This is a genomic window from Propionivibrio sp. (genome assembly GCF_041441355.1).
Classification (GTDB): Bacteria; Pseudomonadota; Gammaproteobacteria; order Burkholderiales; family Rhodocyclaceae; genus Propionivibrio.
On the sequence record NZ_JASDTF010000016.1, the window covers coordinates 102,710 to 117,631 of the forward strand.

The window sequence follows — 14,922 nt, forward strand, 5'->3', positions numbered from 1 at the left end:
AGTGCAGACTGAAGAGGTCTGACGACCCCTCCAGTTCTCTTTAGATGCCCGTGCTGGGGCGGATGTGGAGGTTCAGAACTCCGGTTCCTCTTCTTCTAGGCCAAGGTCGGAGACATCGACCACGCCATGCCAGTACTCCGCAAAGAAGCTCGGCAGGCTCCTGTCGTAATGCTCCAGTGCTCGTGCCAGAACTTCGGGCATGCCGTGTCGTTGGAAGCGATGCCCTAGGAGCTGCATGAGTTTGCCTGCAAGCTGCTTCGCTTCCTCCTCCATCGCGGCATCCCAATCCTTGTTCTCGTCCATTTCCTTGCCGTCTGCTTCGCTCCTTGCTCGCGGCCAAGAAATTTCCGTCAGGTCCCGTTCAGGCTCCTTCTGGAGCAGCGTCCGTTTGGTGGCTCGCATGGTAAAGACTTGCCGCTCCGAGACGGTCGATGCAAGGGCGATGGCCTTGGCGCTGGCCTCTCCTTTTGTAGTCAAGACGACCAACTCCCATGCCGCTTGTGCTTGCTCGCGCTTCGTCATTTGGAGTTTTGTAGGTGCGTTGGACTGGACCGACCTGAGCATGGCGCTGACGACCGTGCCGCGATGGACCTGAACCGGCACAGGGTCCTTCTTGGGCCATCTGCCGACTTCGTAAGCATCCAGACGGTGGTGACCGTCGATGCAATACCAGCCATCCCCGCCCCACCAGACGAGCAGCGCTTCTAGCGCCTGCCCATCTTTGACCTTCCGTGCCATCTCGTGAATGTGCGTCCGGCTCGCATATTCCGCTGGTCGTCGGAATTGGTACAACTCCGGGATCCGCTTGATGTCGCCGAGAAGGAGGCTCTTCGGGTCCTCGGGAGGGGGCTGCGTACCACTCTTGACCTTCCGTTCAAGCGCCTGTCGTGCTTCTGGTCTGCTCATTGCGTTCTCCACGTTCTACATTCATTCGTTGATGCTCGGCCAGGATGATGGCAAGCGTTTGGTTGTTGTTCAGCCGGACCCCCTGTGCCCTTTCGCGGGAACGTTGGAAGTCCTTGAGGTAATCGAAGGATGCGACCGAGAAAGCCACTTGCCGGAAGACAAGTGCTGCGGGCTTGTGCGCCGTCATGGGCTTACTCTTCCCAGGGCGCTGCGCTGGCGTTGGGGCCGGAGGTTGGCGACTCCCCGCGAACGGTCTTGGGTATTGCCTCCTGCTCGTCAAAGAGGGCGAGGAATTCAGCGTTCGGCTTAGTCTTCTTGTTGAGCGTGTTGCGGGCATAGGCGAACTCCCAGGCAATCGGCTCATACGTACCGTTCTTTACGGCATGGTGGTAGCGTCCAAGGGCTTTCTTCAAAGCCTGACTCGGCGCACCACCAGGGGACAGCGCCCATGAATTGAGGGCGTCGATAATCTCCTTCAGGTCACCCGAACGGGTTGCGAGGTTGGTTGCGTACTTCACGTCTGTTTCTCCATTGGTTGGGTTAGGGGGCGCACAAAGATCACGCTCCAGTCGGAAGGAGCGTTTTCTCTATGCGATAGCTAGGTTTTATCGCCAAAACCCGCCTCAAACCCTTGCCAATCAAGGCTTTCAGAGCGACAAAAAGGGCCGCCGAAGCGACCCGCGTTTGATCTGCAGAAGCAGCTTCAAATCCTTCGCAGCATTGTCATCCAAACATTTCTACGAAAAATTAGAGGTACTGTGCTCTGCTGCAGGAGTCCAGATTGCTCCCTCTGGAATCGAATCCAAAATCCCTGTTTCTTCGTTCAGGCGCTCAAAGAACAATGTGGTTTGATGCTCTCTTTTCCTTCCATGAAGAACACTCACAGCGAGTTGTGTATCAGGATTGAAGAACCCTACCGAGGCGTTTTTGGAGATAAATAAGATTGCTCGCTCCGTGGCGTGCTGTTGAGCATAAACCTCCTCTGCGTAGTCAAGCTCTCTCCGAATGGTGATGGCTCGTTCGACTGCCAGAACAGATGAACCATCCATCGAAATGCCAAATCCTGGGGTCAAAAACATCTTCCCAGCGAGCGTGATAGGCACAGACACTCCACTTCTGCGTAGAGCAATGTAATCCGCAGCCGAATGCTGTTTCCCAGGCAGAATCCCTTTGAGTTCAAACCTGTCGATGGTTTCAGGCCAATTGCGATAGAGCGTCTCAAGAAGTTCGATCTTGCCCCATAGATCCCCGAATCCCCTCCCGTGCGGGACCACATCGATTAGGTAAGCTGCGTCATCAGTAAGGCGCGCTATCAAGACTCGACGGGAGCGCATAACCCGCCCACCTTTGCCTTCCAAGTCTGCGCCAAGATGAAAATGCAGGAGACCCCAGTCAGCAAAGAAGATGTCGTGGTTCGCCCACTTTCGTTTTCTATCGTTGTTACTACGCCTTCGAATTGAGGCTGTCGTATCGCCAAGAAAAGACAGAAGAGAACCGCCCCTCGCCATTGCGGAACAGAGCTGCCGAATGCCGCTTAGTTCATAAGGCGACAGAATGCGCTCATGCGTAAGGACGTCAGAGAAATAAATGCGCCTGGTTCTTCTGGACGGAATCCTACCAAGCCACTCAATGACATCAATGAGCCGCAACTCTGGTTTTGGGGGTAGGGGCGATTGCGTTTTCTCATAGACATCTGCAAGGAGAATCGGCAAGTCTCTACACCAAATCAGAGCATCATCCTTCATCTCAGAGCGCTCCTCAGAAGGGGGCAAAGTCAAGGAAAATGCCGTCAAGTTGTCGTGAACAGGATTGTCGAATACTATGCTTTCAGAATGTGACTGTAGAGGCTTCTATGGAAACAATCCTGGCCAACCTTGCAGACCCTTCGTGGTGGTTTAGTAGCTTTTTCCCCGCTGTGGTCATCATTTTGCTCCCACGGTTATTTAGGCCGCTGTGGGCGCGCACAAAAATATTCCTAAGAACTCGCCGCGCAAAAGAACTCAGCAAAATTAAAAGACTCCGCTGGGACGATATGCAAATTACTTACGAGATGCAGAAGGCTGCCGCCTTGCTTGTCATCTTTATTCTGTCCATCGTCCTGGCCCTTGTGTCGCTCCTCTTAAGCCCCGTCACCAAATCGACGCTGCATGTCATTATCGTAAGCATTCCGATTCTGTGGTCAGAACTGGCTTGGTTGTCACGTGACAAGCTCGTGAAGGAAGTGATTCTGTACCGTAAAAAACTGAATCGACCGTAAAAACAGGGAATCAGGCAGACGCCTTCAGATACTGATACAGGGTCTCCCGGCTGATACCGTACTCCTTGGCGAGGGCCGCCTTGTTGCTCTTGGGCTCCCCTGCCTTGGCCTTCAGTTCCTCCACCTGGGCCGCTGTAAGGGCCTTCTTGCGTCCCTTATAGACGCCCTTGGCCTTGGCGATGGCGATGCCCTCCCGCTGCCGCTCACGGATCAAGGACCGCTCAAACTCAGCCACCGCTCCCAGCATCGTCAGTAGCAGGTGCGACATGGGCGAGTCATCCCCGGTGAAGGTCAACCCTTCCTTGTGGAAGCGAACCACGACGCCCCTTCCGGTCAGCCCCTTGACGATGCCCCGGAGGTCATCAACGTTACGGGCGAGACGGTCCATCGAATGAACGTGGAAGGTGTCCCCCTCCCGGAGGTAGTCCAAGGCGGTCTGTAGTTCGGGGCGGGCGACATCCTTCCCGCTGGCCTTGTCGGTGAAGGTCTTATCGAGAGGGACGCCTTCAAGCTGCCTGTCGGTGTTCTGGTCCAGTGTCGAGACACGGACGTAGCCAATGTGCTTGCCTTTGCTCATGGAGGTCTTCCCTGGTTGAAGTGTCAGGAAAGACTCTAAGACGTACAATGGCTTGTGTCAAGAAAATCCAAAATGGACCCTATCCCTACGCACCTGAAGGGGCCTGGCTGACGTCAGGCTGGCCTACACCCCACACTGACGACGGCACCAGGACACAAGGAAGAAGGCTGTTTGTGGTCGTGACCCGTGATGCCTCGGGCGTTCCACTCAGCTTAAGAAGGGGCCCGGCCCGTAAGGTGATGGGCACAAGATGGGAGGTGACTTACCCCATACGGGGGGAGTTCTCAGGAGCGAGAATATCGTATGCCCTCTCGGATTTTCCCAGCAAAACATTCTGCCCTTGCTTGTCGGTTGAGGACACGTTTGGAGGGCGTAACGCTCTGGGGCGTTCGGCTGGCGAGAGCAGAAGAGCCTCCGATAGAACTGTAGTCGAGGTATTTTTCGCTTCTAGGTGATTATTGTGAGAGAATGCGCACCCTGCGGTGCAGGATAGCACCACAAACCTGTTACACAGCTGTTTTGACTGGCCGTCGTAAGTGCTTCAAAGACAAGAGATTTATCTCTGGTTCCTCGAATCGTCTCGGGCGCGCCAGTTCAAAATCGAGAGCCGGCCGACAGGTTGGTTTTTGTTTTTTGGCAGCGCGCCCGTAGCTCAGTTGGATAGAGTACTTGGCTACGAACCAAGGGGTCGGGCGTTCGAATCGCTCCGGGCGCGCCAAGAATTGAATGGGCTAGGTGATCATCACCTAGCCCATTTTTATTTTGCGCAAACCCGTGCCGGTGCGGGATGATTTGTTTTGGCTAATGCGCAATCTGGAACCGTCCGACGTCATCTCGCAAGCGGATTGCCAGGTGATCGAGTTGAGTGGCGGTGTCGGCCACCGTTTCCATGGAGTGGTTGTTGCCGTCGATCATCTGCGCGATGGTTTCGACGCGCCCTGCAATGTCCTGGCTGGCGACGGCTTGCTCTCTGAGTGCGCGGGAGACATCGTCCACGATCGCGACCACCTGCGTTGCGCCTCCGAGGATGGCCTCGATGGAGGCGCCAGTTTTTTCTGCAATGGCCATGCCTGCTTTCACTTGCTCGACCGACAAGGTCATTTGCGAAGCCATGGCTTGAGCGCCTTGCTGCATGGATGTAATCATGGTGGCGATCTCTTGGGCCGAGGTGCCGGTTTTCTCCGCTAGTTTTCGAACTTCATCGGCAACCACCGCAAAGCCGCGGCCTTGTTCTCCGGCGCGGGCGGCTTCAATGGCCGCATTTAGGGCCAGCAGATTGGTCTGGTCGGCCACTTCCTTGATCACGGCAGTGACATTGGAGACTTGGTCCGAAGCCTTTTGAAGCGCCTCGGCCGATTGTGCAGCGGTTTCTATGGATCGGGCGATGAGGCCGATGTCATGGACCATGGCGTGGATCTGTTCAGAGCCTTTTTGGGCTGCTTGGCCCGATTCGCTCGAAATGCGTTGCGCTTCGGCGGACAAGTCCGAGACGTGCGTGATGCTCGTCGACATTTCTTCCAGTGCTGCTGCCATCGAGGCGGTGGACTCCGACTGTTCTTCGGAGCCTTTGAGAACCTGGGCAGAAATCGCGTTGAGCCCGTTGGATGCGTTTCCAAGATCCACGGACTGTGCTTGAAGGTCGCGCAGCATTCTGGAAAGTTCGGAGACCATCGTCACCGTTGCACGCTGCAGGCGTGCCAGTTCATCCTTGCGGGATGTGTCGACTTGGATGCGCACGGTGAGATCGCCAGCAGAAACTTTTTCCATGGTGCTGACCGTTTCATTCAAAGGAGAGACGATCGATTTTCCGAGGGCGAGACCGAAAAGCACCAAGGAGACGACAGCAGCAAAGAAAACCGAAATGGCTGCCGTCTGCGCAAAACTGGCGGCATTGAGCGCGAAATCCACACTCTTTTTTGCTTCCCTTGTATTTAATTCGATGATGGCTTGAAGGCTTTCGCCAAGTTCGCGAGTGATTGCGCGACGTGTTTCCACCATTTTTTGGTGCTCATTGGCCGCATTGCGCAAGGACTCGTCGCTTAGATTGTCGATCGTGGATTTGTGGATGGTGAGTACTTTTTTCTCCAGTTCAAACCAGTTGTTCCATGTCCCGTGAAATTTATTCCAAGCGGCCTGTTCTTCTGCATCCGCAGGCAAGGCTTGGTATTGTTTGATCGCGTTTTCCGCGCGTTTGATCGCATCCAGCTTGCGGGTGTAGGCAATTTCGATCTCTGCCTTTTTCTTTTCCAAGGAAGGGAGGCGATCCGCAGCGGTAAAGGTGTAGAGGTTGCGAGACAGGTCAGTGATGGCTTCTTTGATGACCAGAAGGTAATTGACCGATGGCATCCGATTGTGCCCGATGTCGGCAATCGCGGCGTTATTCTTGGCGAGGCCAATGACGCCGACCCCACCCACAATCAGAATTGCCAAGCAACTGACAGCAATCAGAAGAAGTAATTTTTTTTGAATTGTCATTGCTGCTCCCGCGGCGGTTTGATTGATACGGATTCCTGCGTGCACGACTTTGATTCAGGGCTTGAAAAACAGTCGATGGAACGTTCTTTCAGATTGATCTGAGACGACTCCCGGGTTACAAACTGTCCAAAACAATCGAGGGGAGGTGATGGCGCGCAGGTCGCCACGGAAAGCATGACGGCCGGCACGGGCCAGGCTTTGCGGCGCCTTTTCTGATGCCGCGTCCTCCGTAACCAAATCTAAGTCCACAATTTTGGTGTGGGCAATAATTGTTTTACGGTTACCAAGCCCTTGGAACGACAAATGTCTTTCAGCCAACGACGGGGCAATTTTCCGGAGCCAAGCGCTTGTGTTTCGACAAGGGTCCGGGGGCACGAAGGCGCCCGCTCCGGGCTATGACCTTCGTTTGATTTGTGAATGGGTTTTTTTGTGGTAAAAACGCAGCGCCCAGTAGGGGCATGCTGCGTTTTCGTGCCCGGCGACCGTTGTCGCGGGGCGCCTGATCCCGGCATCCGGACTGCATTTCAGTACTCCCGCAGCTTCTCCCGCCGCACTTTCGAGCCGTTGTTCATGAGCGCTTTTTTAACGCCCCCCTGGTTTCCGCGAGCCAAAAAAATCTTCTGGTTGTCCGTCGTTTTTGGCGTCGTGGCCTGGTCGCTCTGGCTCTTGTACTTGAAGTTGTGCGCTGAAGTTGCGAGCGACCCGGCCGCGCGCGCGCTGCTGGTCTCGGGCGGGTTCTGGGTCAGCCTCAAGGTCATTGCCGAATCGATCGGCAGCAGCATCTGCAACGTTTCCAAGGCGAGCTATATGCTGGCCGCAGCGTCGGCGCTGCTGGCCTACGCGGCGTTGGCGTGGTACGACCGCATTGCGCTGATCCACCTCAATCGCCAGGACGAGATTTCCTGGCCTTTCGTGGCCTCGTGCTCGTTCGTGACCTATGCGCTGGGGCACAACATCGGGGCCTCGGTGCTGTCGGGCGGGCTGGTGCGCCTGCGGGCCTACGGCTCCTGCGGGCTCAGCGCGGCAGAAGTCGCCATCCTCGTCGCCTTGTGTTCATTCACCTTTGCCTACGGCACCGTGCTGTTGACGGGTTTTGTCCTGTTCGTCGAGCCGGAGATCGTCCAGCCCTTGGCCACGCTCATCCCGCGGCTCGACCTGCCCGCGGGGGTGGTTCAGGCGGTGGGGGCGACGATGCTGGGGCTGTGCGCGCTTTACGTGCTTGGCTCGTGGCGCCACTTCAAGCCGCTGCATTTCCGCTCGGTGCATATCGTCTATCCGCGTCTGCCCGTGGTGGTTCGGCAGCTGATCGCCGCGCCGCTGGAGCTGATCGCCGCGGCGGGCATCATTTACTTCGTGCTGCCGGAGACGGGGAACCCCGGTTTCCTGGTGGTCCTCGGCGCCTTCATGCTCTCGTTCTCGGCGGGTTTGCTGTCGCAGACCCCGGGCGGGATCGGCGTCATGGAAGCCGTCTTCCTGGCGCTTTTGCCTTCGGTGCCCCCATCCGACACCGTCGCCGCGCTCCTCATCTGGCGCCTGATGTACCTCATGATTCCCTTGGCCCTGTCGGTGCCGCTCATCGTGGCCTTCGAACGCCTCCAGCTGCGCGACGGCGGCAAGAAGCTGGCGGCCTCGCCCGCGAACTGACGAACCGGGCGTTGGCCTGCGGTGCGCGTCGAACCGGCACGCAAGGCGCTTCGCCGGTGCCGCTGTAGCACGCCTCCGAGGCCGATTGCAGGCGTTCTGCGGGCTGCGCAGGGCGCGCATCCGATAGAATGTGAGGCTCCCGCTCACAAGGAATGAAACATGATTTCGAAAATCGTCAAAAGCGACCTGGAAATCGCGCAAGGCGCCGTACTCCCTCACATCAACGACATCGCCCGCGGTCTGGGCGTCGATCCCGAAGTGCTCGAGCACTACGGCAAATACAAGGCCAAGCTGCCGCTCGATCTGATCGACCCGGCCAAGGTGGAAAAAGCCAAGCTGGTGCTGGTGACGGCGATTACGCCGACGCCGCCGGGCGAGGGCAAGACCACGGTATCGGTGGGCCTCACCGATGGCCTCAACCGCATCGGCAAGAAGACCACGGTGGTGCTGCGCGAACCGTCGCTCGGGCCGGTGTTCGGCATCAAGGGCGGGGCCACGGGCGGCGGCCATTCGCAGGTGGTGCCGATGGAAGACATCAACCTGCATTTCACGGGCGACTTCGCGGCGATCGAGAAAGCCAACAACCTGCTGGCGGCGCTGATCGACAACAACGTCTACTACCCGAAGGGGAACCTGGGCATCGACCCGCGCACGGTGAAGTGGAAGCGGGTGCTGGACATGAACGACCGCTCGCTGCGCAGCATCATCACCGGCCTCGGCGGCCGCCCGGGCGGGACGCCGCGCGAGGCGGGCTTCAACATCACGGCGGCGTCCGAGATCATGGCCATCCTGTGCCTGGCCGAGTCCTTCGCCGACCTGAAGACCAAGCTCGGCAACATCTACGTCGGCGACACCTACGACAATGCACCGGTCTACTGCCGCGACCTCAACGCGCAGGGCGCCATGGCCGCGTTGCTCAAGGATGCGATCAAGCCCAATCTGGTGCAGACGCTGGAGGGCAACCCGGCGATCATCCACGGCGGTCCCTTCGCCAACATCGCGCAGGGCACCAATTCGATCCTGGCGACCAAGCTGGGCCTCTCGCTCTCGGATTACGTGGTCACCGAGGCGGGCTTCGGCGCCGACCTGGGGGCGGAGAAGTTCCTCAACATCAAGTGCGGCTATTCGGGCCTCAGCCCTTCGGCGGTGGTCATCGTGGCCACCGTGCGGGCGCTCAAGTACCACGGCGGGCACGACCCGAAGGCGCTGACCACGCCCGATCTGGCGGCGCTCAAGGCGGGCTTCGTCAATCTGGAAAAACACCTCGAGAACATCGCCCACTTCGGCCTGCCGGCGGTGGTGGCGATCAACCGCTTCGCCAGCGACAGCGAGGAAGAACTGGACTACCTGAAGACGGCGTGCGCAGCCCTCGGCGCGCGCACCGCGCTTTCCGACGGTTGGGCGCGGGGCGGCGCGGGGATGACCGATCTGGCGCAGGCGGTGGTGGAGACGGCGGAAGGGTTCAGCGGTCGCTACCGGCCGCTCTACGACTGGAACAGCGACATCAAGAGCAAGGTGGAAACCGTGGCGCGCAAGATCTACGGGGCCGGCTCGGTGAGCTTCCAGGCCAAGGCGCTGGCCGACATCAAGCACATCGAAAGCCTGGGCCTCGCCCATCTGCCGGTGTGCATCGCCAAGACGCAGAAGTCCTTCACCAACAACGAGGCGCTGGTCGGGCGCCCGAGCGGCTTCGATTTCTCGGTGCGCGAATTCGAAATCGCCGCCGGGGCGGGCTTCCTGGTGCCGATCGCCGGGGCGATGATGCGCCTGCCGGGCCTGCCGGCCTCGCCCGCGGCGCTGAACATCGACATCGACGAACGCGGGGTGATCAGCGGCCTTTCGTGATTCGAGCGCAAGCCGCGGAGTGCGGCGCGCTGGCGTGGGCGGGCATCATCGGGGCATACTCTCCCGATGAGGCCTGAGCCCATGACCCCCACGAAGACGAAGGAAACGCGGCCCGACGACCGCGACGAGGCCCGCTGGCAGGCCGTGCGGACGCGCGATGCCAAAGCCGACGGCAGCTTCTGGTACGGCGTGCGCAGCACCGGAGTGTATTGCCGCCCGTCCTGCCCGTCGCGGCCGGCGCGGCGCGAGAACGTGAGCTTCTGGTCCAGCCCCGCCGAGGCCGAGGCGGCAGGATTCCGGCCGTGCAAGCGCTGCCGCCCAGAGGCCGGTGCAGCGGCCCCGCACGCGGCGGCCATCGAGCGCACCTGCCGCGCCATCGAGGCCGCCGAAGCTGCCGGGGCCGACGCAGCGCCGCCGTCGCTGGACGCGCTGGCGCAGATCGCCGGGCTGAGCCCTTACCACTTCCATCGCGTGTTCAAGGCCCTGACCGGGCTGACGCCGCGCCAGTACGCGGCGGCGCGGCGGGCCGCGCGAGTGCGGGAAGAGCTGCGGCCCGGACGCAGCGTCACGGCGGCGTACTACGAGGCGGGTTTCAACTCCTCCGGCCGTTTCTACGAACACGCCGGAGATTTGCTCGGCATGCCGCCGCGCCGCTACCGCGACGGCGGCGCGGGCGAGACCATCCGCTTCGGCGTCGGCCAATGCCGGCTCGGCGCCCTTCTCGTTGCCGCCACCGAACGCGGCGTCTGCTGCATCGACCTCGGCGACGACCCGCAAGCGCTGGTGCACGGCTTGCAGGATCGCTTTCCCAGGGCGGAGCTGGTCGGCGGCGATGCGCAGTTCGAGGGCTGGATGGCCGCGGTGGTCGGGCTCGTGGAAGCGCCCGCCGGTACGGGCAGAGACGGCGGGCTGCCGCTCGACGTGCGCGGCACGGCCTTCCAGCGGCGCGTCTGGCAGGCGTTAAGCGAAATTCCGCTCGGTTCGACCGCAAGCTACACCGAGGTGGCCGCGCGCATCGGCGCGCCCAGCGCGGCGCGGGCGGTGGCGCGCGCCTGCGCCGACAACCGGCTGGCGGTGGCGATTCCGTGCCATCGGGTGGTGCGCCAGGATGGCGGCCTCTCCGGCTACCGCTGGGGCGTGGCGCGCAAGGCGGCGCTGCTGGCGCACGAGGCGGAAGCGGTGGGCGCGGTGGATGCGGCCACTTGGCGAGGGCGCGAATGAGGGCGGTGGCCGAACCTTTCCTTCGTTTGGCGGCGTCCAACCTGGCGGCGCAGTCGGCCCAGCAGATCGGACTGGCGGCGGCGCCGCTGGTGGCGGTGCTGGCCCTGGGCAGCGACGTGGCCGGCACCGGGCTGCTGCAGGTGGCGCAGACCTTGCCCTTCCTCTTGTTCGCGGTGCCTTTGGGCGTGCTCGCCGACCGTACCGCGCGCCGCCGCCTGATGGCGGCGGGCGAACTGCTGCGGGCCGTGGCCTTCCTCGCCATCGTGGCGCTGGCGGCGGCGGGAAAGCTGGATTTGCTCGGCTTGGCGCTGCTGGCCTTTGTCGGTACCGTCGGCGCGGTGGCCTACAGCGTGGCCACGCCGGCCTTGATCCCCGCGCTGGTGCCGCACACGCGGCTGGCGCGCGCCAACAGCCAGATCGAACTGGTGCGCAGCCTGGCGCTGACGGGCGGGCCGGCCCTGGCCGGCCTGCTGGTCGGGCTGACCGGCGTCGGCGTCGCCTTCACCCTGGCCGCCGGCCTGTCGGTGCTTGCCGCCGCAGCCCTGATCGGCCTGCCCGAAGGGCCGGTGCGGCTGGGCGCGCGCCGCGCGTTCGCCACCGAGTTGTGCGAGGGCGCGGTCTTCGCGTTCAAGCAGCCCTTGCTGCGGCCGATGCTGGTCACCTCGATGCTCTTCAACATCGCTTACGTGGCCTTGCAGACGGCCTACGTGCCTTATGCGGTGCGGCAGCTGGGCCTGAGCGGCGGCGGCATCGGCCTGACCCTCGCCGCGTATGGCGTAGGCATGGTGACCTTCGCGGTGGCGATGCCCTTCATCATCCGGCGCTGGCGGGCCGGCGCGCAGCTGGTCATCGGCCCCTATGGTGCGCTCGTCGCCAGCGCCGCGATGCTGGCGACGCTGTACTGGCCGTCGGCGTGGCTGGCCGGCCTGTGCTTCTTCATCCTCGGCACCGGGTCGGTGTCCTGGAGCGTGACGGCCACCACCCTGCGTCAGGCGGTGACGCCGCCGTCGCTGCTGGGGCGGGTGTCGTCGCTGAACACGCTGGCCACCTACGGGGCGCGCCCGCTGGGCGCCGCGCTGGCCGCCGCGGTCGGCTTGCTGGGCGGCGAGGTGGCCTGCCTGGCCTTCTCGGCCTTGTGCTTCGCGGTCCAGGCGGTCTATCTCGCCGTTTCTCCCGTCCCCCGCTTGTCCCGCCTGCCCGAACCGACGGAGCGTTGAACCGGGGGGGCGGGAGGGTGGGGCTTGAGCCATAAAGGGCGTCGCGGCAAGCGCAGGGCTTATTCCTCCGCCGGCGGCCGGCGGCTCGCCAGCTGCATGCCGATGTACAGCATCAGCATGTCGTCGATCGAGTCGAGGTTCATGCCGGTGATCTCGCCGATCTTGCGCAGCCGGTAGTCGAGCGAGTTGCGGTGAATGTGCAGCGCCTTGGCGGTCAGGGTCGGGTGGCCGTTGTTGGCGAACCAGACGGCGAGCGTCTTGATGAGGACCCCGGACTTGGGATCGCTGCTGGCCAGCCGTTCGAGCGGCTTGAGAAAGCGTTCGTGCTTCCAGCCGAGGTCGAGGTCGGCGAGCAGGACGGGCAGGGGGTATTCGTAGAACGAGGCGCACGGCTGCTTGGCGCCACGGCTGCAGGCGACCGACAGCGTGGTCTTCGCCGACTGGTAGGACGCCGAGGCGCCGTCGAGCCCGGGCAGGCCGATGCCGGCGGTCAGCGTGTACTCGAGTTCGATGCTGTGGCTGACCACCCGGTCGAGTTCCTTGAGCCGCTTCTGCGCCCGCTGCAGGCATTCGGCCTGGGTGCCGCTGGCGTCGAAGGGTTCGAGCAGGGCCAGTTCGCGCGGGGAGATGACGGCGGTGAGGAGGTTGCTCCAGCGGCCGATCAGCTCGTTCTGGGCGCGTTGCAGGTTGAGCAGCAGGTGATCCGGTTCGGCGCGCGGGGCGTCGATGTGCAGCAGGGTCACCGAGCGCGCCTGGGTGAGGTCGACGCCCAGCCGGGCGGCCCAGGCCGACATGCTTTCGGCGGAGACACCGGTGCGCTTGAGCAACTGGAAGACGAACTCTTCGCGGTAGCGGCGTTCGCGCTGCAGTTCGCCGGTCAGCAGCGCCTGTTCGATCATCATTTCGGCGGTGATGCGCACGAGTTCGCCGAACTGGCGTGTTTCCTCCGGCGCGCCGGTGATGCCGATCACGCCGCAGATTTCGCCTCGGCCGTAGAGCGGCAGGTTGATGCCCGCCTTGGCGCCCGGAAGGCTGGACGCAGCCGCAGTGTCGATCTCCACCGCCTGCTGCCGGGTGAGCACCATCTGGGCGCCGGAATGCAGGTCGCCGATCCGCTGCGGCGTGCCGCTGGCGATGATGATGCCTTTGGCATCCATCACGTTGACGTTGAACGGCAGCACTTTCATCGAACGTTCGACGATTTTCTGCGCGAGTTGTGGGGCGATCATCATGGCAGGCTTCTCCGCAGGGAAACGCGATCTGGAATCGGCAGTGTAGTGCACATGCCAGTCTGATTGGTTTTTTTATGCTAAAAATTCTTACATGTGCACAATGACCGGATTTTTTGCTCCTCCTACGATGGCGCCGCTTCACAAATAAGTATTACGAGCACCATTCGTTAACCCAGGAGATCGCATGTCTATTGCAGCAGAAAGCACCCTGACTTCGGCAAGAGGGGCCGAACAGCAACAGGTCTTGGAGGGCGCATACCGGAAGGTCACCATCCACCTCATTCCTTTTATCTTCGTTTGCTACCTGTTCAACTACCTTGACCGGGTGAATGTCGGCTTCGCCAAGCTCCAGATGCTGGATGCGCTCAAATGGAGCGAGACCATCTACGGTCTGGGGGCCGGGATTTTCTTTGTCGGCTACGTGTTGAGCGGCGTGCCGAGCAACCTGCTGCTGCACAAGCTGGGCGCCCGCAAGGTCATCGGCACGCTGATGGTGGCCTGGGGAACGGCCTCGGCGCTGCTGATGTTCGTGAAAACGCCGGAGCAGTTCTACATTCTGCGCTTCATCACGGGGGTGTTCGAAGCCGGTTTCTTCCCGGGCATCGTGCTGTACTTCACGAGCTGGTTCCCGGCGTCGCGTCGCGGCCGCATCATGGGCCTGTTCATGTCGGCGATCCCGATCTCGGGCGTGCTCGGGAGTCCGCTCTCCGGCTGGATGATGGAAGCCTTCGCCGGACACGGCGGCATGGCCGGCTGGCAGTGGATGTTCCTGCTCCAGGGCGTGCCGACGGTACTGCTCGGTTTCCTGGTCTATGTCCTGCTCAATGACGGCATCGCCCAGGCCAAGTGGCTGAGCGGTGAGGAGAAGGCCCTGCTCAGCGCGGAACTGGCCAAGGACGAGCAGCAGCGCAAACAGACGGCGCAGACCGCGGACACCTTTGCCAGCGTCCTGAAGAACAAGAGCGTGTGGCTGCTCGGACTCATCTACTTCTGCATCCAGATGGGCGTGTATGCCATCAACTTCTGGCTGCCCACCATCGTCAAGGGCCTCGGCTTCCAGACGCCGGCCATGGTCGGCTGGGTCAGCGCCATTCCCTACTTCTGCGCCAGCCTCTTCATGATCTGGATCGGCCGTTCCGGCGATGCGCGCAAGGAGCGTCGCTGGCATCTGAGCGGTCCGCTGCTGATGGGGCTGTGCGGGCTGATGCTGGCCACCCAGGCCGGCGGCAACGTGATGATCGCCATGATCGGACTCTCGCTCGCCACCATGGGCGCGCTGGCCGGCCTGCCGATGTTCTGGCCGTTGCCCACCGCCTTCCTGAGCAGTGCCGCGGCGGCAGGCGGCCTGGCGCTGATCAACTCGCTCGGCCAGATCGCCGGCTTCGTCAGCCCCTTCCTGGTCGGCTGGATCAAGGACGCCACGGGCGGTACGACGGTCGCCCTCTATCTGCTCTCCGGTATCCTTTTCGTCGGCGCCATGCTGGTGCTGCGCATGCCGGCCAAGGTGGTCAATCGCTGATCGTTCGGTCGCTGGCGTGGCGCTCCGCC

At 61.8% G+C, this 14,922-nt stretch carries 13 protein-coding genes and 1 tRNA gene; 7 read left to right on the forward strand and 7 right to left on the reverse strand.

What is annotated here, in order from left to right; all coding sequences use genetic code 11:
* Positions 1-72: 72 nt before the first annotated feature.
* The 4 genes from QMB55_RS05060 to QMB55_RS05075 all read right to left on the reverse strand — a co-directional run bounded on the left by QMB55_RS05060 (position 73) and on the right by QMB55_RS05075 (position 2,651).
* Positions 73-906 (reverse strand): hypothetical protein, encoded by an 834-nt coding sequence (locus QMB55_RS05060; protein ID WP_497587586.1) that lies wholly within the window; start codon positions 904-906, stop codon positions 73-75.
* Positions 875-1,093: a hypothetical protein gene (locus QMB55_RS05065; RefSeq protein ID WP_497587587.1), complete on the reverse strand. Its 219-nt coding sequence runs from the start codon at positions 1,091-1,093 to the stop codon at positions 875-877. Before QMB55_RS05065 ends, QMB55_RS05060 begins: the two co-directional genes overlap by 32 nt.
* Before the next feature lie 4 nt (positions 1,094-1,097).
* On the reverse strand, positions 1,098-1,424 hold the full coding sequence (locus QMB55_RS05070; protein WP_497587588.1) for a hypothetical protein: 327 nt from the start codon (positions 1,422-1,424) through the stop codon (positions 1,098-1,100).
* Between the two features lie 219 nt (positions 1,425-1,643).
* Positions 1,644-2,651, reverse strand: coding sequence for a hypothetical protein (locus tag QMB55_RS05075; protein ID WP_497587589.1), 1,008 nt, complete (start codon positions 2,649-2,651; stop codon positions 1,644-1,646).
* A 107-nt stretch (positions 2,652-2,758) separates the two neighbouring features.
* Between QMB55_RS05075 and QMB55_RS05080 the strand changes: the two genes are divergently transcribed.
* Positions 2,759-3,163, forward strand: coding sequence for a hypothetical protein (locus tag QMB55_RS05080; RefSeq protein WP_497587590.1), 405 nt, complete (start codon positions 2,759-2,761; stop codon positions 3,161-3,163).
* A 10-nt stretch (positions 3,164-3,173) separates the two neighbouring features.
* Here QMB55_RS05080 and QMB55_RS05085 read toward each other — a convergent pair whose 3' ends face one another.
* Entirely contained in the window at positions 3,174-3,740 is a 567-nt protein-coding gene (locus QMB55_RS05085) for a recombinase family protein (RefSeq protein WP_497587591.1), read from the reverse strand.
* A gap of 641 nt (positions 3,741-4,381) precedes the next feature.
* Here QMB55_RS05085 and QMB55_RS05090 point away from each other — a divergent pair.
* Positions 4,382-4,458, forward strand: a tRNA-Arg gene (locus QMB55_RS05090).
* A gap of 83 nt (positions 4,459-4,541) precedes the next feature.
* On the opposite strand, the gene QMB55_RS05095 is transcribed toward QMB55_RS05090, so the two are convergent.
* On the reverse strand, positions 4,542-6,260 hold the full coding sequence (locus tag QMB55_RS05095; protein ID WP_497587592.1) for a methyl-accepting chemotaxis protein: 1,719 nt from the start codon (positions 6,258-6,260) through the stop codon (positions 4,542-4,544).
* A gap of 525 nt (positions 6,261-6,785) precedes the next feature.
* On the opposite strand from QMB55_RS05095, the gene QMB55_RS05100 reads away from it, so the two are divergent.
* The 4 genes from QMB55_RS05100 to QMB55_RS05115 all read left to right on the forward strand — a co-directional run bounded on the left by QMB55_RS05100 (position 6,786) and on the right by QMB55_RS05115 (position 12,142).
* Entirely contained in the window at positions 6,786-7,859 is a 1,074-nt protein-coding gene (locus QMB55_RS05100) for a lysylphosphatidylglycerol synthase transmembrane domain-containing protein (RefSeq protein ID WP_497587593.1), read from the forward strand.
* A gap of 159 nt (positions 7,860-8,018) precedes the next feature.
* Positions 8,019-9,704, forward strand: a complete 1,686-nt coding sequence (locus QMB55_RS05105; RefSeq protein ID WP_497587594.1) for a formate--tetrahydrofolate ligase — start codon at positions 8,019-8,021, stop codon at positions 9,702-9,704.
* Between the two features lie 81 nt (positions 9,705-9,785).
* Positions 9,786-10,925 carry a bifunctional DNA-binding transcriptional regulator/O6-methylguanine-DNA methyltransferase Ada gene (gene ada, locus QMB55_RS05110; RefSeq protein ID WP_497587595.1) on the forward strand — a complete coding sequence of 380 codons (1,140 nt, stop codon included), beginning with the start codon at positions 9,786-9,788 and terminating at the stop codon, positions 10,923-10,925.
* A gap of 5 nt (positions 10,926-10,930) precedes the next feature.
* A complete protein-coding gene (locus QMB55_RS05115; protein ID WP_497587596.1) occupies positions 10,931-12,142 on the forward strand; it encodes an MFS transporter in 1,212 nt (403 codons plus the stop codon).
* 59 nt (positions 12,143-12,201) lie between these two features.
* On the opposite strand, the gene QMB55_RS05120 is transcribed toward QMB55_RS05115, so the two are convergent.
* Complete coding sequence (locus tag QMB55_RS05120; RefSeq protein ID WP_497587597.1) at positions 12,202-13,374, reverse strand: sugar diacid recognition domain-containing protein; 1,173 nt, start codon at positions 13,372-13,374, stop codon at positions 12,202-12,204.
* Between the two features lie 184 nt (positions 13,375-13,558).
* Here QMB55_RS05120 and QMB55_RS05125 point away from each other — a divergent pair, with 184 nt between their 5' ends.
* Positions 13,559-14,893, forward strand: a complete 1,335-nt coding sequence (locus QMB55_RS05125) for an MFS transporter (protein ID WP_497587598.1) — start codon at positions 13,559-13,561, stop codon at positions 14,891-14,893.
* Positions 14,894-14,922: the final 29 nt, after the last annotated feature.

Excerpts from the sequence above, each read along its gene's own strand:
- QMB55_RS05060 (WP_497587586.1), bottom strand. The coding sequence starts at position 906 with ATGAGCAGACCAGAAGCACGACAGGCGCTTGAACGGAAGGTCAAGAGT.
- QMB55_RS05065 (WP_497587587.1), bottom strand. The coding sequence starts at position 1,093 with ATGACGGCGCACAAGCCCGCAGCACTTGTCTTCCGGCAAGTGGCTTTC.
- QMB55_RS05075 (WP_497587589.1), bottom strand. The coding sequence starts at position 2,651 with ATGAAGGATGATGCTCTGATTTGGTGTAGAGACTTGCCGATTCTCCTT.
- QMB55_RS05080 (WP_497587590.1), top strand. The coding sequence starts at position 2,759 with ATGGAAACAATCCTGGCCAACCTTGCAGACCCTTCGTGGTGGTTTAGT.
- QMB55_RS05085 (WP_497587591.1), bottom strand. The coding sequence starts at position 3,740 with ATGAGCAAAGGCAAGCACATTGGCTACGTCCGTGTCTCGACACTGGAC.
- QMB55_RS05100 (WP_497587593.1), top strand. The coding sequence starts at position 6,786 with ATGAGCGCTTTTTTAACGCCCCCCTGGTTTCCGCGAGCCAAAAAAATC.
- QMB55_RS05105 (WP_497587594.1), top strand. The coding sequence starts at position 8,019 with ATGATTTCGAAAATCGTCAAAAGCGACCTGGAAATCGCGCAAGGCGCC.
- ada (WP_497587595.1), top strand. The coding sequence starts at position 9,786 with ATGACCCCCACGAAGACGAAGGAAACGCGGCCCGACGACCGCGACGAG.
- QMB55_RS05120 (WP_497587597.1), bottom strand. The coding sequence starts at position 13,374 with ATGATGATCGCCCCACAACTCGCGCAGAAAATCGTCGAACGTTCGATG.
- QMB55_RS05125 (WP_497587598.1), top strand. The coding sequence starts at position 13,559 with ATGTCTATTGCAGCAGAAAGCACCCTGACTTCGGCAAGAGGGGCCGAA.